The following is a 19,119-nucleotide window of genomic DNA, read 5'->3' on the forward strand; positions in this document are numbered from 1 at the left end:
GTCACTCAACGTTAATAATTGGGGCCCACGTAAAACATGCCTCAGTACGTCCGGTTTTGGCATTGATAATCTGCAGCGCCCACGAATATTGAACACTGCCTGTTTTCAATACTTCTGCGGTCCACGGTGCTGCCATATACGCGGTAGGTAAAGACAAAATCGGGTTCAACGGATTATTGCAATAAGATGCCAAAGGTGTGACCTGCACAGAAGGATTGGATATAACACCTTCAGATCCAATCGTAAAATCATACAACATGCAATTGTAATTAAGACCGGCGGATGGATTCGTAATAGTCCAACGCAGCGTATCTCCCACTTTACATTTGACCGTCAACTCGGACTTTGTCTGATCATTGACGACATAATCACTATCAGCAATCATAAAAATAAAAGCGTCAGAATCGTCCCTCGATCCCAGTGGCGTTGGCTGCGCGATGCTACCAGAATGCAAGAGACCGTTTTTAACTGCCTTCATCAATGTTGTGGCATCAATTACGCACAGAATATCGACTGTTTCAGGTGTCTCACTTTTTGCAGGCAAGGGGGCAATGTGATTCTGAATACCGGAAATAGTGATCTGCTGATGTGTCGCGCTCACGGTCGCAGTTAAACCACCATCGACGACGCTTTGCAGAATATTTCCCGCCGTATCAAACTGCAGATAAAGATTAAATGGCTTGTTTTGTATAGAAAACTGATACTGACAAATCTCACTCTGTGTAAAGGGTACCCAGTTAATCGTGCAATTACCGGGGGCACTGCTGATGGATGGGTTCTGATGATCGAACCAGCAGTATTGACCGAAGGAGTAGCTGGCATTTTCAAAAATCAATTTGCCAGGATAGGGATGGGGCTGACCAACGCCTGCATCAAAAATCACGGCCAGCGAAGTCTCTCCTGTGCCCTGAGGATTCAGGCTAGCCACCGGGCTGAGGCTGGTCGCAGGCAGTGGCGTATAACCGCCAGATTCATTATCGGCAAACAGCGTGACCTGCAAGCTCGACGTATCCGCAAGACTGACCAATGGTTTGCCAAGTAAATCACCAAAAGGAAAGCCGTAAGAATTCGACGCAGCCGTCACAATGGCCGCATATCGATTGTAATCAGGCGTACCCGTCATCGTGTTCTGGAATGCGAACTGCGGCAGCCAGTTCCAGCTATGATTACAGTTATACGTATGTTGGTTGAGGCTTGGCGAATATCCATAAAAGCCAAGATTAAATCCGGCAATAAAATTACGTACCACGGCAGACCAGGGATCATTGAAACCAACAGAGTCACCTATGCCATTCTGAAATGGGCCAGCGCTGCTGCGCGGCACGTTAAACTGACCGTCGCAGGCATAAATCATCTTCATAAAATCGGCGCTGGCAATCTGAATTGTGCCGGTGATCTGGCTGTCCGGATGAGCAGTCAATCGCAAATTCAACTGGCTGAGATCAAATTCACAGCTGTAATCAAAGCTTCTGGATCTATGGAAATACCCCTTCGCATCCTTACCTCCATCGTATTCTCCTGTCAGCCGCAGGGATTGTCCTTCCAAAGCATCCAGATAGGTTTGCAGACTTGGGTAAGCAGCAGGCATATGCAAAGGCGAGACGACCCGCACAAATTGCTGCGAGCCATCGTTCACAATCGCATCAGGTGCCACCGCCTGACATTGTTGAATCAAGGTAGCCGCGTCGGTTTGATAGCCAACGCTTTGCAACACGCCGCCTGCGGCATCCAAGGTGCTCAAACTCATCGCCAGACCAAACTGATCGACCGAAGTGAGATTCGCACATGCCGTTGGCGAGCCATCGTAGGTGATTTCTATCCAATCGTAACGCAGCGCTAACGCCGTCGTTATCGCCGATGGCGTTGTCGGAATCGAACTCTGGTCATCAGTGCAAAAAAAATATAAACGACCAGAAAATCCTGCTGGAATAGTCACGCTGCTCAACGTTGACAATAACACCGGTGTGCAAACACCTATACTGGGTGCGGTCTCACAGCCTGCCGACAGCGTTGCCATCAGCCACAAAAGTTTTTCGTTTCTCGTGGTACTGATATTGACGACCAAATTGCTCATAGCGCTCTCCGGAATGCATGATTCTCAACATCAACCTTGCAGCATAGTCAGGTCAACAAACAATTTTGTTGACCTGACATGTGCTTTCAACAATGCAATTGCAAATCATGTGCCAGAATATTTCCGCGCATAAACAGTAACAGTGATAGAACCTGGAAACGCTGTCACCACAAAGAATTTAGCCCTTTAACCATAGAAGAAGCGGATCAAATCGTACCGCGCACGTAATGAGAAAGCGTGTCGCAGCATGATCGTTGACATGTAAAAAATCGCGTTGACATACTGCACTGCAAGAAGTTTTTACATTCACTTCATAGCTTGCTATATTTCTGGCGATGACCCAGAGCAAAAGATGATTTTCTTTTGCGCCGCCAACGCAGGAGCCCAGTAACACATGTCAAACAGCGATGCCCTACCAAAATCCGACGATCAGGAACAGCCTTCCCATCCAGTACACACGGATGACTCTGTGAATTTACGACATTACCAAATGGGAAAAAGTCTGGGCGAAGGTGGCTTCGGACAAGTGCGTCAGGCATGGGATAGCAAGCTGCAACGCTATGTCGCGATCAAACAGTTGAAAAGTCTTGACGGCCACTCGTCGACCGCCAGCCTGATAAAAGAAGCGAGGCTGGCCGCGTCCTTACAACATCCCGCGTTCGTTAAAGTGTTTGCGATTGAGGATGAGTTTGATCCGCCTGCCATCATCATGGAACTGGTGCCGGGGCAAACCTTAAAGCAAAGATTACAGCAAGGCCCGCTGGAAACAACGCAAGCGTTGGATGTTGTGCTGCAAGTAGCACAAGCAATGCAGGTCGCCCATGTCTCAGGTCTGACACATGGCGATCTGAAGCCCTCCAACCTCATGCTTGAACCTGATAGCCGCGTACGCATTCTCGATTTTGGTCTGGCATCACACGCAGACACGCAGTTAACGACCTCGTTGAATCAGCTAGACCCTCAGGGAACCATCGCCTACATGGCACCTGAACGCATGACAGGCTCTGCCGCCACCCCGCAAAGCGACATCTATGCGTTAGGCGTAATCCTGTACGAAAGCGTCTGTGGAAAACGACCATTCGCAAATCTCAATGGCCTTGCCTTGGCTGCGGCACTGATGCAGGCCAATTCTGATAGTTGGGAATTTCCTTCGCTGACACCGCCCGCCGTGATTCAACTGATGATTGCAATGACCACTCGCCAGGCAGAGCGCCGCCTGCCCGATATGCAACAAGTGATCACGCAGATACAGCAGGTGCAGAACACTGATAGCTCTGGCACGGTGTCAATGAAAGCCGAAGCCATGACTCTGACACAACATGCGCCAGCCAAGGTTTCCCCCTCTGCAAGCGGACGGCTACGCGGTAAGCCCGCCCGCATTCTGATGACAATCAGCGCCAGCGTATTACTCGCCTTCGGTGCGTGGAAAGCGATACCTTATCTGAATTTCGACACCAGCCTGCTCAAACCTTATTCCGAAGCCCTGACGATGCAACAGGGGCTTGAGGCATTAAAACTCTTCGACCGCCCCGGCAGTCTAGACAAAGCCCAGCAAAGCTTCGAAACCATACTCAAGCATAGCCCGAACAATGCAGCAGCAGTAGCAGGTGTATCACTGGTGTATAGCTATCGCTATGAAACTGAATTACCCGATGAAACCTTGCTCAGGCAAGCCGATGCCAGTGCACAGCAAGCCCTGAAATTGAATCAATTACTGGCCTTGAGCCATGTTGCACAAGCCAAAGCCTTAGCCGCGCAAAGAAAAGCAGAGCGGGCATTACTTGAATACGATAAAGCACTATCGCTGGATGCCGGGAATATTTTTGCCTGGTTTGGCAAAATCAAAATATTAACAACCCTGCGCCGGTATAGTGAGGCGCAGGAATACGCGAAAATACAATTAAACCTGCATCCATCTGAAAGACATTTTGCTGACTTACTGGGTTATGCATTTTTTCAGGAAGACAAATTTGATGAAGCCGAGCAAGCCTTTCGCCACAGTATCGAAATTCAACCGGACGCCGTGTTTGCGTATGCAAATCTGGCGGCAATCTTAGCCAGAAAAAAAGACAGTAGTGCGGCGATGCAAGTGTTGCAGCAGGGCTTGCAGATCAGACCCAGTGCCATGCTCTACGGTAATTTAGGCAACATCTTATTTATGCGTGGTGATTATCCAGCGGCCGTCGATGCATTCGAAAATGCAGTGTCACCGGCAAAAGGAAACCCCGTCGACTATCTGGGCTGGGCAAATTTAGGCGATGCCTTGTTATGGATGCCAGGGCGTAAGCAGGAGGCGAAAAACGCCTACGAAAAAGCCATAGACTTACTCATGCCCCGATTATTACGCGCGCCCGACAACCCGACGATCAATTCGCAGATGGGCGTATATGCAGCGCGCGCAGGTAATGAAAAAGAGTCGCAGCAATACACAGAAAAAGCCCTGCAATTATTACCAGAAAATGCGACAGTGCACTTTCGCGCGGGGCTGGCATACGAATTGCTGAGTAATCGTGCGCGGGCTCTCGAAGAAATTCATCTGGCCATGAAAAAGGGATACCCGCGTAAATTTATCGAAGCAGAACCCGATTTGCTGGCACTCAGAAAAGATGCACGCTATGAGCAATGAGCGGGGGGGTAGTTGATCATGGAAAATGACTAAGCGAGTGAAGAGAAAGGAAAGCGAAAAATAAAGAGAAACAACAACTGCGGCAACTGGTAATACTTAGTTTTACCTGGTATTTTAAATTCTTGATTTATTGATTGACTGATTCATATAACCTCAACTTTTTTATAGAAAAATATGACTGCATACGTATTTCTCCTGACCTTACCTGATCCAGTTGACCCCCCTGATTTGTCGTCAGTAACCGCAAGTGGGGCTTTTTATTTGCAAGATTCAGATGTTCAGCTTCCCCATCCCGACTTTGAAAGTGGGGATACCCTGAGGTTTGGTTTTACTAATCGCTCGATAGAAAACTGCAGCTTTGCCGCTTTAAAAATGTATCCTGTTATCGATAAGACGCCTGCACGCAATCCATTTACAGGTTATCAGGGGCTGGAATTTTCCATGATCGATCTGATCAATGCAGGGTGGAGCCTGACATTCAGCGAAAAAACACCGAATGGTACCTGGACTTTCAGCATGTATGTGACAGTCAGTGGCTATCAATACCACTTACCCGACCCGGAAATGCAAGTGGGTACGGGCGAACCAGGCTGATAAACTCGTAAAGAGAGTATTGCCGGATCCTTCAGCTAACCGGCAATACCTTTAAAAATCGCCGCAAAGCCTCACTCGGAGTTTTCAGGATGGCCGCGCAGGCTTCAATATCGCCAGCACTGCTTGCCAGTGTCTGGCGTATTTCTTCCAGAGGTATCTGCTCAGCGCGGCGTATCGCGCTATGCTGTTCCAGCAATTTATACATTGATGGGCGGGAGATACCGAGTTCCTGAGCGGCACCCTGTATGTACCAATCATTATTGTCCATCGCTTGCAGTACTTCGGCTTCACTGAACTCGTTCATTTTTTTGCGCAGTACAGGCAGGTCATTTGCTGATTCCGCTGCCCCTGCTGTTCTGGTGCACTCAGTCACATGACTGGTGTTACTTGCTACGCTGCCGACGTTGAAAGCCGTAATATCCTCATTGATGCGTCCATTACGCGGCTGTACCAGAGCCGCGAAATCAGGCGATTCCCCGGCCTGCAACGCCAGCAAAATACGACGCAACACATGACTGAGCTGGCGGATATTGCCGGGCCAATCATAATTGGCAATGGCACTGACCAACGGCACGCTCAACGAAGGCAACAGTGTCAGGCTCACTGCGCGACTCTCGTCCAACAGATGCTTCAGCAGCACCCCGATATCCTCACGTCGGCTGCGTAGCGGCGGCAACTGAATCACGAAACTTTCCAAACGACGCAACAGTGCCTGATTAAAATGTTCGCTGTATAAATCCTGATCGGTCGCCGCAATCAAACGCGCGCTGGAATGCATATCCTGCTGCGCACCTAAAGGACGATAATCACCAGTTTCCAGAACCCGCAACAACATAGGCTGTATCGTCGCAGGCGTATTGCCGATTTCATCTAAAAAGAGACTGGCTCCGGCAGCTTCGCCAAATAAGCCTTTACGCGCCTGCTGAGCACCGGTGTAGGCACCTTTGACGGCACCGAACAAATCAGCAGCTGCCAGCGATTCATTCAGCGCCGCCATATTGACCGTGACCAGGCTTGCATGGCGACGTTTGCTGTGCGCGTGAATCGCACGTGCGGCAATCTCTTTTCCTGTACCGGTTTCCCCCAGCAATAAGACAGGGAAATCCATCACTGCAATTTGACGTATCTGATCGCGCAATAAAATCGCGGCACTGCCGACACCGATCAGACCTGCGATGTCATTTTTTTTAGGTAAACAACGCATCCAGTGCAGGCAAATCAGTATTGCCCTGCCCAACCCCAGGATCGCTCCCGCAGTGATCTGTTCCGGGCTTAATTGATGAGCGCCCTGAATTTCTACACCATTTAATTCAACCACCATCCGGCTCTCCGGCGGCTGTATGACGATGTGGTCGCTGGATGTCCGTAAAATCCGCAAAGGCTCTCGCGAGACACCGCCGTATCCCAACGGCAAACCATCACCCGCCGGATGGCGAAACATTGGCAAAAACCGACTCAGTTCAACGACACCATCGGTATTCGTTGCTATAAATTGCTCACCTATTCTTTGCGCATCAGGATGCCAGACGATGGTCAACCCAAGCAGTGGCCGCTCTTCCCTCTGCAAAGTCAGAGAAGGCGAGGTCATTGTCAGATCAGTTTGGTTCATGAAATGAAATAGATAAGCAAACGTGTAAAGAATTGAATGTAAATTCGCTGTGTTGACATGTCAATCAATAAAGAATTCTTTCTTTTTTTCGACTATAGCCAGGGATTACCGGGCATTCCTGCAAAGCACTGAATTGGCACACGGCTTGCAGTAGTGATCAAATAAATATCAATATTCATGTCGGTATTGATGTGAACACCGAAAAATCGCATAGAAGTGGGCATCAGAAATCGTGAGGTTATTTTCAAACAGAAAATATGCCCGCATCTGCGAATGCAGAGAGAATAAAAATGAGTCAGTCGTTTTGGATAATAGTAAGTTTAGGGCTGCTGCTGTTAGCCGCCGTTTTTGCATTGCAGGCACATCTTGCCCGCACAGTTGCCGCGCGTCTGATCAGTGATGATATTTATTACTACGAAGTACGCAATGAGCTGCTGCGCAAAATCGAAGATGGCAACATGGATGATACCCCGATACTGCTGCAACAAACGCATAGCGGTTTGTTTTCCAAAAGTCGGCATTGCCCTGTTAACCTTATCTGGCGTCCGGCAGTCAGGGTGTTTTTCAGATATTACGCACCTGTTGATACGCGTGACATTGCCATTAAATATAGTGGTGAACTTGGCGGTGCCACGACCACTTACTCCGCCACATTCAATGCCGCTCAAGCAGCTCGAGCAAAGTCACGCTGAATTGTTTAAGTAGTCAGTATCAATTTCACCTCCTGGCCAAATCGCAAAACAAGCCTGTTGCAACACGGGAGATCTTCTTTGAGATCGCGATGTGCAAAACCAGCCAAACTCAGGTTTCATTCTGGTGTCACACTTAACTTTTAAAATCCGTCGCGTCTATGCATTACAAATGCGTACGACGATGTCGACTAATTTAAAGAAAAGGTTAATCTATGCGCCCCCGTTTGAGTTTGCTTGGTATTTTTTGTGCTGTGCCTTCCGCAATTTTTTTGCTGTATGGTTGCGGTAGTTCATCTGACGTTCCCCAGCAAGCGAACAACCCAAATCCACCCGTGACTTCACAGTCGGGATGGACGACAGGCGATTTGCATGTTCATACCATACAATCTGACGACGCCCGCACCACACAAACACTGGATACTGTGCTCGACAAAGCTTTCACCAGCTATGGCCTGGACTGGACCGCCATCACCAATCACCTGCGCTCGTCAAAATATGACAATAACGGCACCCTGCTGGCAAACCCTGTGCCTTTTGCATATGGCATGTAATCGTATGAAATCCCCAGAATCAAGGCATTGCAAGCTTCAGGGCGTTATGCAGACAAGACTATCTTCTCTGGTTTCGAGTGGGATATGCCCACGCATGATCATATGGGTGTCAGTATTTTTGATGTAGTAAATGGCAAATTGATTTCATCTACATCGGCGGCGAAAGAATTTCAATATCTGTTCACCACATTGGACGATAGCAAGTTTGACGCAGCCGACGTCAGCAAATGGAAAGCAAAATACCCACAACGTTTCAACAGCACCGCAGCAGATGCATTACAAGCCATTTCATGGTTGAAGAAAAATTATCCTGACGCCAGTTTTGTCACGATCAACCATCCTTCGCGCAATCCTGGCAAGTACACGATTGCTGATTTCCGCACGATGAATGATATGGCTCCCAACATCATGTTCTCAATAGAAGGTATGGTCGGCAACCAGATGGAACCTGATCGCGGCGGTTATACCTCCAGCTATATCGATGCCAACAAACCAAACCGTGTTTATGGCGGCGTTGACGCCATCGTGGCGCAGGTAGGCGGTGTCTGGGATGCCTTGCTGGGTGAAGGTCGTCGTATCTGGAATATTGCCGATTCAGACTCGCATTTCAAAATTGATGACGCTGGCAATAGCAGTGGCTACTTCCCTGGCGAATATGCAAAAAATTATGCCTGGATGAACGACAAAAAAGCAGGCGTCAATGAACTGATCAAAAGCCTGCAATCAGGAAGAATGTTCAGCGTCTTTGGCGACCTGATCAATGCCATGGAATTCACCGTCAGCAATGTCAGTAATGCCAGCGACGTAAAAAATATGGGGCAAGAGCTGAAGGTCGCGAACGGCAGCACGGTTGATGTCACCATACGCTTCAAGAGCCCGGCAAAAAATAACTATGAATTTCCGGCAGGTAGCGGCATATCCGGTAACAAGGCACCGAAAGTGGATCATGTGGATCTGATCGTAGGTGACGTTGGTACCAAAGCCGCACCGGATTCCAGTGCCTACAATGTGGCGACTAATCCCAGCACCAAGGTCTTGAAACGCTTCACCAGTGCCGATTGGAAAACAGACGCTGATGGTTACAACGTCATCAAGTACCAGATGGTCGTGCAGAAAAACCAGTACCTGCGCCTGCGTGGCACCAACCTGGGCATCAACGTTGCAGACATGACGAATAATGGCGAACCTTTGGCGGATGCGAAAATCATGACCACAGACAACCCCACGCGTCACAACCAGATCAATGATCGCAACTACGCCAGTTTATGGTTTTACTCCAATCCTATCTTTGTCAGCGTGCAGTAAAAGTACCCGTTGTCTTGTGACGCATTAGCTTAGTAGCGTAAGTCGGTTGCCATTCAATTACATCCACAGTACTCAGGATGGCAACCATAAGATAACTTATACTCAGCCCAAAACTCAGTTTTAGTTTATCGGCAAACCGCTGACCGGTTTAATTTCCTCCATACAAATCATCGAACGCAGAGAAGCTACGCCAGATACCTGCATCAGTGTATCCGTCAGAAACTGCGACAAACTTTTGAGATCTTTGGCGACAACCTTGAGAATGTAATCGAAGTCGCCTGAAATAGTGTGGCATTCAATGATGTCGGGGAATGCCATCAGTTGACGTTCAACCTCACGCACATTACGAAACTGTTCGCGATCCAGCGACAGGTTCACAAACGCCATGACGCCGAGACCAACGGCCTCAGGTGCAACTTGCGCAACGTAGCCGCGTATCACTTTTTTTTCTTCCAGCGTTCTGACCCGGCGTAAGGTTTGTGGCGCCGATAAATGTATCTGCTCAGCCAGATGCAAATTACTCATACGCCCATCTTCTTGCAAGTAACGCAAAATGCTGCGGTCATAATTATCCATCTCGACCTCTCATCGGTATATTTTATTAAGAATCTTATTTTAGAAATTTAAACATACTAATTATAGATATATGAAATTAAATTTCTTTTTTTATAAATAAGCCGTCAAATTTAGCAATCTAATTTTTGACGTGACTGGCTACAATCTTCAATAGAACACGTCATTCAACAACGCACATAGATGCGAGAGGCTTTTGCGAAATTCAGAAAATTTCGCAGCAGCTTCTGGAGTAACTGCACGCTAGCAGATCAACCCCAGTGACGATGTTTCTGCTCACCATATCTACTAAGGAGAACATCATGGTCGCTTTCATTGGTACACAAGACATGCAACGGCATCTGCGTGAGGTCGGACTTGAGAGAGCCATTACCCGCATGGCGGCAATGATTGAGGAAGACTATCTGCGCTGGGAATGCTTCGACAAATCTGCCAGGGTTGCAAATCATTCGGATGTTGGCGTCATAGAACTGATGCCGATTTCTGATGGCAGCAACTATTCATTCAAGTATGTGAATGGTCACCCAAAAAACACGGAAACGGGCTTACTGACAGTCACTGCCTTCGGCGTATTGGCCGATGTCGCTACAGGTTATCCACGTCTGTTATCAGAGTTGACACTGACAACTGCAATACGTACTGCGGCCACATCGGTAATGGCTGCTAAATATCTGGCGCGTAAAAACTGTCGCAGCATGGCGTTGATAGGTAATGGCGCACAGAGTGAATTTCAGGCCATTGCGTTCTATACGATATTGGGAATCAAGGAATTACGAATTTACGATATTGATCAGAAGGCCAGCGATAAGCTGGTGCGTAATTTACGCGCTTATCCTCAAATACGCGTCATTCGTGCCGACTCTGTCGCTGATGCAGTCAAAGGTGCAGATGTGATCACGACGGTCACCGCAGATAAAACCAATGCGACAATTCTGACGCCGGACATGATAGAACCGGGTATGCACATCAACGCCGTCGGCGGTGACTGCCCAGGAAAAACGGAACTGCACGCGGCAATTCTGCAACGGGCCAACGTCGTCGTCGAATACGAACCACAATCGCGCATTGAAGGGGAGTTGCAGCAAATGCCGGCAGACTTCCAGGTGACTGAATTGTGGACTATCCTGCGCTCAGGCAGCACCTATCGCCAAAGTGCGGAGAATATCACTATCTTTGATTCCGTCGGCTTTGCACTGGAGGATTTCTCTGCGATGCGTTATCTGGAAAAATACGTCATGCAGCAATCTTCGACCGAACTTGATCTGCTGCCTGTGATGCGCAATCCTAAAGATTTGTTTGGCTTGGGAGTATGCAGCACAGAAAATAGCGATACCAACCTGCTTAACAATGAAAAAGAATATGATGGCCTTCCTGAAATACCGACTCCAGCTTAAACTTGCGCCCATCTCACCCACATAATTAAAAAAGAATGAAGACTATTTCTTTAATCGGTGCGCCAACGGATGTTGGTGCGAGCGTCAGAGGTGCTGGCATGGGGCCGGACGCACTGAGAGTTGCAGGACTCAACGAAGCGCTTGCCGCCCGTCAGTTCAATGTTGTTGATCACGGCAATCTGCACGGCCCGGCCAATCCGTGGCAACAACCAATCAATGGCTTACGCCACCTGAAAGAAGCAATAGACTGGAATCAGGCAGTCTACGATGCGGTCAATCAGGCGTTGATACAAGGTCATATTCCTATGATGCTGGGGGGCGATCATTGCCTCGCCATCGGCTCGATCAGCGCGGTTGCGGCACATTGCCGACGTGCAGGAAAGAAGCTGCGTGTATTGTGGTTTGATGCGCATGCGGACAGCAATTTATCCACTATCAGCCCGACCGGTAATATTCATGGAATGCCAGTTGCGTGCCTGATGGGGCATGGCCCGCAGGAACTCATCAGTTATGCCGGGCATACTCCTGCGATACAGCCTGCAGATATCCGCCTGATAGGCATTCGCAGTGTGGATGCTGGCGAAAAAAAGTTTATCCACGACATGGGAATGCAGGTATTCGACATGCGCTACATTGATGAATATGGCATGCGCAATGTGATGAGCTCGGCGCTGGCAGGCCTAGATGCTGACACACATCTGCACGTCAGCTTTGACATGGATTGCCTCGACCCTGGTATCGCTCCGGGTGTGGGTACTGCGGTATTGGGAGGCCCGACCTACCGTGAAGCACAACTGTGTATGGAAATGATTGCCGATACCGGCTTGTTGGCATCACTTGATCTAGTGGAATTAAATCCAGCGCTGGACATTCGCAACCAGACTGCGATTCTGGCGGTAGATCTGATTGAAAGTTTGTTTGGCAAATCAACATTGGTGAGAATGTAGAACCATGTTGTAGCTCTACACCGTTACAGAAGAACTCAGTTCAAGCCCTATGCTACATTAGCATGCACGGTCAAAATAAAAAATCCCCGCTGAATAACGGGGATTTTTTTCGTTCATCAACTGCTACGATTACTCAACCGCTTTCACCATATCTTCGATGACCTTTTTAGCGTCACCGAACACCATCATGGTCTTGTCCATGTAGAACAATTCATTGTCCAAACCAGCATAGCCGGACGCCATCGAGCGTTTATTCACGATGATGGTTTTTGCTTTGTAGGCCTCAAGAATTGGCATACCTGCGATCGGCGATTTTGGATCTTTTGCTGCAGGATTGACGACGTCGTTAGCACCGAGTACCAGCACAACATCTGCCTGACCAAATTCGCTATTGATATCTTCCATCTCAAACACCTGGTCGTATGGTACTTCCGCTTCTGCCAGCAGCACATTCATGTGTCCAGGCATACGCCCTGCCACAGGATGAATTGCATATTTGACGGTAATGCCTTTGTGCGTCAGTTTCTCAGTCAACTCTTTCAGCGCATGCTGAGCGCGTGCCACAGCCAGACCATAGCCGGGAACAATAATGACTGTTTCCGCATTACCGAGCAAAAATGCAACGTCATCTGCCGAACCAGACTTCACATTTCGCTGTGCCTGTCCACCGGCTGCTGCTTCCGCTGGAGCCCCACCAAAACCACCAAGAATCACATTAAAGAACGAGCGATTCATTGCCTTACACATAATGTAAGAAAGAATCGCACCAGACGAGCCAACTAATGAACCGGCGATAATCAGCATAGAGTTATTGAGGGAAAAACCGATACCTGCAGCAGCCCAGCCTGAGTAACTATTCAGCATGGAAACCACAACCGGCATATCAGCACCGCCGATAGGAATGATGATCAGCACACCCAATACAAACGCGATCAGCGCCATCAGGACAAACGGTATCCATGCCGGTTCTGTACCAGGCGCAAAACAGAAGATCAGACCAAGCCCGACCATCGTGATCGCCAGGATCAGATTCAAAAAGTGTTGCCCTGTAAAGCTGACAGGTGCGCCCTGAAACAAGCGGAACTTATATTTACCCGACAATTTACCAAACGCAATCACGGAACCTGAGAACGTAATCGCACCAACAAACGTACCGATAAATAACTCAAGACGATTACCGAAAGGAATCGCAACATCACGTGTCGTGATATTGAAAATCCACGGTTCTGCAACGACCGCCACGGCAATACACACTGCCGCTAAACCGATCAGTGAATGCATTGCGGCAACCAGCTCTGGCATCTTGGTCATTTCGACCCGTTTTGCCAATGTAGCGCCAATGCCGCCACCGACAATCACGCCCAGCGCGACGAGGCCATAACCCAAGCCACCACCTGCTGCTTCGGTTTTCAGCTTAACGATCAAGGCAATGGTCGTAGCAACAGCGACGGCCATTCCCATCATGCCGAAAGCGTTACCACGTCTCGCCGTCGATGGATGCGACAAACCTTTTAACGCCTGAATAAAACAAACAGATGCAATCAGATAGAGCATCGTGACCAGATTCATGCTCATTATTTGCTCTCCTTGCTGGCGTTGGTCGGCGTTGCCTTAGGTTCCTTCTTCTTAAACATTTCCAGCATTCTCTGGGTAACCAGAAATCCGCCGAACACGTTCACAGCAGCCAGCGCCACCGCAACGGTTCCCATCACCTGTGCCAGCAAACCTTCAGTCAGTCCTGCTGCCAGCATGGCGCCAACGATGATGATGGCAGAAATCGCATTAGTCACGGCCATTAATGGCGTGTGCAATGCGGGAGTAACCGTCCACACCACGTGATAACCGACATAAATTGCCAGTACAAAAATGATGAGGTTGGTTAGGGTATGACTTACTTCCATGATGTCCTCTCTGTAGTATGGATTAAGACATGCAAAAGCAGACGATACTGTCGCGAGGAGCAACCAGTCTGAAAATTTTAAAAATTCAGTCCAGATGCTGCCTCGCCAATATTGCCTCAATACTCTTTCAGACTGGTGATCTGGTTTTTTGCGTTCACAAATACCACATTCGGTTTGTGATGACGCGCTTCCTCTTCTGTCATCGGCGCGTATGTACAGATAATCATCAAATCACCCAGTTGCACCTTGCGGGCTGCAGCGCCATTCAGGGAGATCTCGCCACTTCCACGTTTACCTTTGATGGCATAAGTGGAAAAGCGCTCACCATTATTGACGTTATACAGCTCAATCTGTTCGTTCTCGATGATATTCGCGGCGTCGAGCAGATCTTCATCAATTCCACATGAACCTTCGTAGTGGAGATCGCACTGGGTCACAGATGCGCGATGAATTTTGGCGCGGAGCATATTTCTTTGCATGGTATTTCTACTTTCTATTGCTTGTTACAAAAAACTTAAAATCTGTTTTATTTCTTCAGTACCTCACCGCCCGCACAAACCAGAGTTGCTGCAACGATTTCATCTTCACGATTAATCGCCAGTCCGGCATCTTTGTCGATAATTAATTTCAGAAAATCCAACACGTTGCGTGCATACAAGGCAGACGCATCTGCCGCAACCAGGGTCGCCAGATTCGGTTCGCCGATAATGTGTACACCATATTTAGTGACTGTTTTGTTCAATTCAGACAAAGGACAATTACCACCTTGCTCCACCGCCATGTCGACGATGACCGATCCTGGTTTCATCGTTTTGACAGTTTCTTCCGAAATCAAAACCGGTGCTTTCCTTCCCGGGATCAGTGCGGTCGTAATGATAATATCTGCCTGTTTGGCTCGTTCATGAACCAGTGCCGCCTGACGCGCCATCCAGGCGGCTGGCATAGGGCGCGCATAACCACCAACGCCCTTGGCAATTTCCCGCTCTTCATCTGTCTCGTACGGTACATCAATGAATTTTGCACCGAGCGATTCGACCTGCTCTTTAACGGGCGGTCTGACGTCGGATGCTTCAATCACTGCGCCCAGACGCTTGGCCGTCGCAATTGCCTGCAAACCGGCAACACCGACGCCCATGATTAAAACGCGTGCCGCTTTCACTGTTCCAGCTGCGGTCATCAGCATAGGCATGAAGCGCTGATAAGTATTCGCAGCCAACATCACTGCTTTATAACCAGCAATGTTTGCCTGAGAAGACAGCACGTCGAGTGACTGCGCACGGGTAATACGCGGTGCAGCTTCCAGAGCGAATGCATTCAGACCGTGTGCGGCCATCACTGCAATATTTTCAGTATCGAAAGGATTCAGCATGCCCACTAACGTTGTACCGGACTTGATCAAAGTCCGTTCGTCAGTATCCGGGGCACGCACTTTCAGCACCAGTTCAGCGCCAAATGCGTCGGCAGCAGAACCAATTTGAGCTCCTGCTGCTTGATAAGCTTCATCAGTGATACTCGAGGCCACGCCAGCACCAGACTGCACAATCACCTGATGTTTTGCAGCTACGTACTTCTTAATGGTTTCCGGAGTTGCCGCAACACGCGTCTCTCCGGGCCGAGTCTCGGCGGGGATGCCGATTTTCATAGATTTGCTCCCTGACTAAGTAAATAAAATCTTTTTATGCTTATCGCAAACATGCAAGCGATTACATGCTTGCTGTATCTGACTTCGGTCCGTTCAGAACATGAATACCGATCTGATCCAAACAGTGCTATCCGGCGATGGCAGGTACCGGCTTCAATCTAACAACAGCCTCAAAACAGCAGCAAGTATCTGATGCAAAAATCAACAATGCTTACCAGATTCTTACATTTAATAATAGGCAACGATATTACACGCAAAATGTTTTTTAGAACAACCGTTCGTTTTTGTGGCTTTCTACTATTTTCCCTTTCACCACAAATATGTTATGCGAGACAAGAGCCGCCAATTCCCCCCTGTTTTATCCCGTAAGAGCGGCGGATTATAAAAAAATAGTCCGCTAGAGATGCTTCGGGCAACCCGTAAGTATATCGACAGACGACACAAACGCCCGTGGCAAAGTAAAATGTCGGACTTATTGAGAAAAGCTATGTCAACTATCTGGAAACCATCCGTCACAGTCGCCGCCATCATCGAGCGTAACAAACGCTTTTTAATGGTGGAAGAAGAAACAAACGAAGGCATTCGCATTAACCAGCCTGCCGGCCATCTGGACCCGAATGAATCACTTGAACAAGCGGTGATACGGGAAACCCTGGAAGAAACAGCACACGACTTCACACCCACGGCGCTGATCGGTACATATCTATCACGCTACACGTCTCCTAAAACCGGAGAAGACGTCACTTATTTACGTTTCGCGTTCACGGGAGAAGTCGGGCAGCAACATGATCGCGCTCTGGATACAGGCATTCTGCGATCCATGTGGATGAGTTACAACGAAATACTGAATGCAGAACATCTCCATCGCAGTCCGCTGGTGTTGCAATGTATCGATGATTATTTACGAGGAAAGCGTGCTCCGCTGTCCTTACTGTTTACACACCCGAGCGTATTATGAGTAAAAAACGAGTAGTGATAGGTATGTCTGGTGGCGTTGATTCATCTGTATCTGCATGGCTTCTAAAAGAACAAGGCTATGAAGTCATCGGCCTTTTTATGAAAAACTGGGAAGATGACGATGACTCAGAGTATTGCTCCACCCGTGAAGACTGGATAGATGCAGTCAGCGTCGCCGATGTCGTTGGCGTCGATATAGAAGCAGTCAATTTTGCCAGTGAATATAAAGATCGCGTGTTTGCTGAATTCTTACGCGAATATCAGGCCGGACGCACACCAAACCCGGATGTGCTGTGTAACGCTGAAATCAAATTTAAAGCATTTCTGGATCACGCAATGAAGCTGGGCGCAGACTATATCGCAACTGGCCACTATGCACGTGTGCGGGAAGTCAATGGCGAATTTCAGTTATTGAAAGCCTTGGATGCCAGCAAAGATCAAAGCTATTTTTTGCACAGGTTAAATCAAAAGCAGCTCGCCAATACCTTATTTCCTTTAGGTGAAATTCATAAAACTGAAGTCCGGAAAATTGCCGAGCAATTGCAATTACCAAATGCAAAAAAGAAAGACTCGACCGGGATTTGCTTTATCGGCGAACGTCCTTTCCGAGAATTTCTGAATCGTTATCTGTCTTATAAACCGGGAGCGATTAAAACTCCTGAAGGTGAAACAATAGGACAACACGTCGGTTTGAGTTTTTATACCTTAGGACAACGCAAAGGCATAGGCATAGGCGGCATCAAGTCTCATCAGAATGCCGATGGCAGCAGCGACGCGTGGTATGTCGCAAGAAAAGATGTGGCAGAAAATACGCTGTATGCAGTACAAGGTCACGATCATCCCTGGCTGCTGTCTTCTGCACTCGATGCAACGCAGGTAAGCTGGGTCGCAGGCCACGCTCCTGAAGTCGGCCAGTTATCAGCAAAAACACGCTATCGTCAACCCGACGTCAGTTGTAATTTCTCCGGAGATAATGAGCAATTCCATCTGCATTTCGATACGGCACAATGGGCGGTTACGCCGGGGCAATCTGCCGTTTTGTATGATGGTGACATCTGTCTCGGCGGAGGTATTATTCATTCTGCAAGCACAGAAAAATGAATTTTGCGGAACTGAAAATTTGCGACAAAAAACAATGAATGACCGGTTCCGGCAAGATTAATCTAAATTTTATTTAAGATTTTCTTCGTTAAATTGAATAATCACGATTATTTGATACGTTTTGTCGCTTTACAATTCAATTTAATGAAATTACATTTACATTTTTCTCACACTGGAAACGCCAGCAAATCATGAATCATCCTGATACGCAAGTCCTGGGCGGCACCGTCAATGCGCGGATAGGCAAGGTATATATGAGCCTGTCTAAAGCACATAAAAAAGCTGCGGATTATGTACTGTCGAATGTATTTCGGTCGGCGACGATGTCAATCGACGAGCTTGCGAATGCGGTTGGTATTTCCGTTGCAACGGCCAACCGGTTTGCCCGCGCACTGGGATTTGACGGATATCCGCAATTCCGTGCTGAACTTGTATGCGGCTTTGAGGCCATGCTCGCCCCGATTGACAACCTGCGTAGCGAAGTCCAACGACCAGCAACCAGCACCGAAATTATTGCGGGTTCTCTCAACGAAGATCTGGCCAATCTGGAAGCCACCCGTCGCGGTCTCGATCCTGCACTATGTAATCAGGCCGTCAAAATGATCCTGAATGCCGAGCGCATTTACATCATTGGTTACGGTGCCAGCGCCTTTCTGGCAGGGCTGATGGCGCACAGTCTTGATCCATTCTGCAATACCGTGCAATCGACCATCGGTACCGGCGGCCCGTCCACAGTAGCCCGGCAATTGTTCAAATACACTTCGCGTGACCTGGTGATCGGTATTTCTTTTCCACGCTATGCAGAAGATGCTGTGACCATTTTGCGGCAACTGAATGAGAAAAAAGTACCGGTACTGGCACTCACTGATGCGCCAAGCTCACCACTGGCTGCCCTGGCAAATATCACTCTGTATGCGCAGACCCGACGCCATTTTTCGCCAAACTCTGAAGGTGCCGCACTCTGCCTGATAGAGGCGATATGCAGCGCCGTCGCACATCAGGCAAAAGCACCGGTACATGCCGCGTCAGAAATGACAAAGTTTGTAATGCCATGGCTATACCAAGAGTCAAATACAGGAGTGCGTAAATCGTCGCCAGATCTGACTGTGATCGATGCAGATCGACCGGCATAAATAACGTTTCTGTCCATTCG

Annotated in this window: 17 protein-coding genes; 10 read left to right on the top strand and 7 right to left on the bottom strand. The window is 48.4% G+C overall.

The genetic code is table 11. The features are described from left to right. Position 1: 1 nt before the first annotated feature. Entirely contained in the window at positions 2-2,074 is a 2,073-nt protein-coding gene (locus tag H8K29_RS06980) for an AidA/PixA family protein (protein ID WP_186896985.1), read from the bottom strand. Between the two features lie 394 nt (positions 2,075-2,468). On the opposite strand from H8K29_RS06980, the gene H8K29_RS06985 reads away from it, so the two are divergent. Both H8K29_RS06985 and H8K29_RS06990 read left to right on the top strand, forming a co-directional pair. Beyond that, positions 2,469-4,700 carry a serine/threonine-protein kinase gene (locus H8K29_RS06985; protein WP_186882928.1) on the top strand — a complete coding sequence of 744 codons (2,232 nt, stop codon included), beginning with the start codon at positions 2,469-2,471 and terminating at the stop codon, positions 4,698-4,700. A gap of 174 nt (positions 4,701-4,874) precedes the next feature. Next, the gene (locus H8K29_RS06990) at positions 4,875-5,294 is read left to right on the top strand and encodes a hypothetical protein (RefSeq protein WP_186896986.1); all 420 of its coding nucleotides are present in this window, start codon (positions 4,875-4,877) and stop codon (positions 5,292-5,294) included. Positions 5,295-5,325: 31 nt separating this feature from the next. Here H8K29_RS06990 and H8K29_RS06995 read toward each other — a convergent pair whose 3' ends face one another. Beyond that, positions 5,326-6,882 (bottom strand): sigma 54-interacting transcriptional regulator, encoded by a 1,557-nt coding sequence (locus H8K29_RS06995; protein WP_186896987.1) that lies wholly within the window; start codon positions 6,880-6,882, stop codon positions 5,326-5,328. Positions 6,883-7,193: 311 nt separating this feature from the next. On the opposite strand from H8K29_RS06995, the gene H8K29_RS07000 reads away from it, so the two are divergent. From H8K29_RS07000 to H8K29_RS07005, 3 genes are all read left to right on the top strand, one after another. After that, complete coding sequence (locus H8K29_RS07000; RefSeq protein WP_186882925.1) at positions 7,194-7,595, top strand: hypothetical protein; 402 nt, start codon at positions 7,194-7,196, stop codon at positions 7,593-7,595. A gap of 212 nt (positions 7,596-7,807) precedes the next feature. Beyond that, a complete protein-coding gene (locus tag H8K29_RS17910) occupies positions 7,808-8,146 on the top strand; it encodes a hypothetical protein (protein ID WP_255423288.1) in 339 nt (112 codons plus the stop codon). A gap of 84 nt (positions 8,147-8,230) precedes the next feature. After that, positions 8,231-9,451, top strand: coding sequence for an S-layer protein (locus H8K29_RS07005; protein ID WP_255423289.1), 1,221 nt, complete (start codon positions 8,231-8,233; stop codon positions 9,449-9,451). 120 nt (positions 9,452-9,571) lie between these two features. Here H8K29_RS07005 and H8K29_RS07010 read toward each other — a convergent pair whose 3' ends face one another. After that, positions 9,572-10,027, bottom strand: a complete 456-nt coding sequence (locus tag H8K29_RS07010) for an Lrp/AsnC family transcriptional regulator (protein ID WP_186896988.1) — start codon at positions 10,025-10,027, stop codon at positions 9,572-9,574. A 299-nt stretch (positions 10,028-10,326) separates the two neighbouring features. Here H8K29_RS07010 and H8K29_RS07015 point away from each other — a divergent pair, with 299 nt between their 5' ends. Together H8K29_RS07015 and rocF are read left to right on the top strand one after the other, a co-directional pair. Continuing rightward, positions 10,327-11,418 carry an ornithine cyclodeaminase gene (locus H8K29_RS07015; RefSeq protein ID WP_186896989.1) on the top strand — a complete coding sequence of 364 codons (1,092 nt, stop codon included), beginning with the start codon at positions 10,327-10,329 and terminating at the stop codon, positions 11,416-11,418. A gap of 35 nt (positions 11,419-11,453) precedes the next feature. Further along, positions 11,454-12,365 carry an arginase gene (rocF, locus tag H8K29_RS07020; protein WP_186896990.1) on the top strand — a complete coding sequence of 304 codons (912 nt, stop codon included), beginning with the start codon at positions 11,454-11,456 and terminating at the stop codon, positions 12,363-12,365. A gap of 129 nt (positions 12,366-12,494) precedes the next feature. On the opposite strand, the gene H8K29_RS07025 is transcribed toward rocF, so the two are convergent. The 4 genes from H8K29_RS07025 to H8K29_RS07040 form a co-directional block, all read right to left on the bottom strand. Continuing rightward, on the bottom strand, positions 12,495-13,940 hold the full coding sequence (locus H8K29_RS07025; protein WP_186882921.1) for an NAD(P)(+) transhydrogenase (Re/Si-specific) subunit beta: 1,446 nt from the start codon (positions 13,938-13,940) through the stop codon (positions 12,495-12,497). Further along, positions 13,940-14,266 carry an NAD(P) transhydrogenase subunit alpha gene (locus tag H8K29_RS07030; protein WP_186882920.1) on the bottom strand — a complete coding sequence of 109 codons (327 nt, stop codon included), beginning with the start codon at positions 14,264-14,266 and terminating at the stop codon, positions 13,940-13,942. The genes H8K29_RS07025 and H8K29_RS07030 overlap by 1 nt, the downstream gene beginning before the upstream one ends. 116 nt (positions 14,267-14,382) lie before the next feature. Then, entirely contained in the window at positions 14,383-14,745 is a 363-nt protein-coding gene (panD, locus tag H8K29_RS07035; RefSeq protein WP_186882919.1) for an aspartate 1-decarboxylase, read from the bottom strand. A 47-nt stretch (positions 14,746-14,792) separates the two neighbouring features. Then, a complete protein-coding gene (locus H8K29_RS07040; RefSeq protein WP_186896991.1) occupies positions 14,793-15,908 on the bottom strand; it encodes a Re/Si-specific NAD(P)(+) transhydrogenase subunit alpha in 1,116 nt (371 codons plus the stop codon). Positions 15,909-16,395: 487 nt separating this feature from the next. Here H8K29_RS07040 and H8K29_RS07045 point away from each other — a divergent pair, with 487 nt between their 5' ends. From H8K29_RS07045 to H8K29_RS07055, 3 genes are all read left to right on the top strand, one after another. Beyond that, on the top strand, positions 16,396-16,866 hold the full coding sequence (locus H8K29_RS07045; RefSeq protein ID WP_186882917.1) for an NUDIX hydrolase: 471 nt from the start codon (positions 16,396-16,398) through the stop codon (positions 16,864-16,866). Then, a complete protein-coding gene (gene mnmA, locus H8K29_RS07050; RefSeq protein ID WP_186896992.1) occupies positions 16,863-17,966 on the top strand; it encodes a tRNA 2-thiouridine(34) synthase MnmA in 1,104 nt (367 codons plus the stop codon). The genes H8K29_RS07045 and mnmA overlap by 4 nt, the downstream gene beginning before the upstream one ends. Positions 17,967-18,157: 191 nt before the next feature. Further along, positions 18,158-19,099 carry a MurR/RpiR family transcriptional regulator gene (locus tag H8K29_RS07055; protein WP_186882915.1) on the top strand — a complete coding sequence of 314 codons (942 nt, stop codon included), beginning with the start codon at positions 18,158-18,160 and terminating at the stop codon, positions 19,097-19,099. The last annotated feature ends 20 nt before the right edge of the window (positions 19,100-19,119 follow it).

It is taken from the genome of Undibacterium sp. CY21W (assembly GCF_014284265.1).
Classification (GTDB): Bacteria; Pseudomonadota; Gammaproteobacteria; order Burkholderiales; family Burkholderiaceae_D; genus Undibacterium; species Undibacterium aquatile.

What these genes read in the sequence shown, in the direction of transcription:
- rocF (WP_186896990.1), top strand. Translation starts at nt 11,454, where the DNA reads ATGAAGACTATTTCTTTAATCGGTGCGCCAACGGATGTTGGTGCGAGC.
- H8K29_RS17910 (WP_255423288.1), top strand. Translation starts at nt 7,808, where the DNA reads ATGCGCCCCCGTTTGAGTTTGCTTGGTATTTTTTGTGCTGTGCCTTCC.
- mnmA (WP_186896992.1), top strand. Translation starts at nt 16,863, where the DNA reads ATGAGTAAAAAACGAGTAGTGATAGGTATGTCTGGTGGCGTTGATTCA.
- H8K29_RS07000 (WP_186882925.1), top strand. Translation starts at nt 7,194, where the DNA reads ATGAGTCAGTCGTTTTGGATAATAGTAAGTTTAGGGCTGCTGCTGTTA.
- H8K29_RS06990 (WP_186896986.1), top strand. Translation starts at nt 4,875, where the DNA reads ATGACTGCATACGTATTTCTCCTGACCTTACCTGATCCAGTTGACCCC.
- H8K29_RS07040 (WP_186896991.1), bottom strand. Translation starts at nt 15,908, where the DNA reads ATGAAAATCGGCATCCCCGCCGAGACTCGGCCCGGAGAGACGCGTGTT.
- H8K29_RS07055 (WP_186882915.1), top strand. Translation starts at nt 18,158, where the DNA reads ATGAATCATCCTGATACGCAAGTCCTGGGCGGCACCGTCAATGCGCGG.
- H8K29_RS07010 (WP_186896988.1), bottom strand. Translation starts at nt 10,027, where the DNA reads ATGGATAATTATGACCGCAGCATTTTGCGTTACTTGCAAGAAGATGGG.
- H8K29_RS07045 (WP_186882917.1), top strand. Translation starts at nt 16,396, where the DNA reads ATGTCAACTATCTGGAAACCATCCGTCACAGTCGCCGCCATCATCGAG.
- H8K29_RS06995 (WP_186896987.1), bottom strand. Translation starts at nt 6,882, where the DNA reads ATGACCTCGCCTTCTCTGACTTTGCAGAGGGAAGAGCGGCCACTGCTT.
- H8K29_RS06985 (WP_186882928.1), top strand. Translation starts at nt 2,469, where the DNA reads ATGTCAAACAGCGATGCCCTACCAAAATCCGACGATCAGGAACAGCCT.
- H8K29_RS07015 (WP_186896989.1), top strand. Translation starts at nt 10,327, where the DNA reads ATGGTCGCTTTCATTGGTACACAAGACATGCAACGGCATCTGCGTGAG.
- panD (WP_186882919.1), bottom strand. Translation starts at nt 14,745, where the DNA reads ATGCAAAGAAATATGCTCCGCGCCAAAATTCATCGCGCATCTGTGACC.
- H8K29_RS07030 (WP_186882920.1), bottom strand. Translation starts at nt 14,266, where the DNA reads ATGGAAGTAAGTCATACCCTAACCAACCTCATCATTTTTGTACTGGCA.
- H8K29_RS07005 (WP_255423289.1), top strand. Translation starts at nt 8,231, where the DNA reads ATGCCCACGCATGATCATATGGGTGTCAGTATTTTTGATGTAGTAAAT.
- H8K29_RS06980 (WP_186896985.1), bottom strand. Translation starts at nt 2,074, where the DNA reads ATGAGCAATTTGGTCGTCAATATCAGTACCACGAGAAACGAAAAACTT.
- H8K29_RS07025 (WP_186882921.1), bottom strand. Translation starts at nt 13,940, where the DNA reads ATGAGCATGAATCTGGTCACGATGCTCTATCTGATTGCATCTGTTTGT.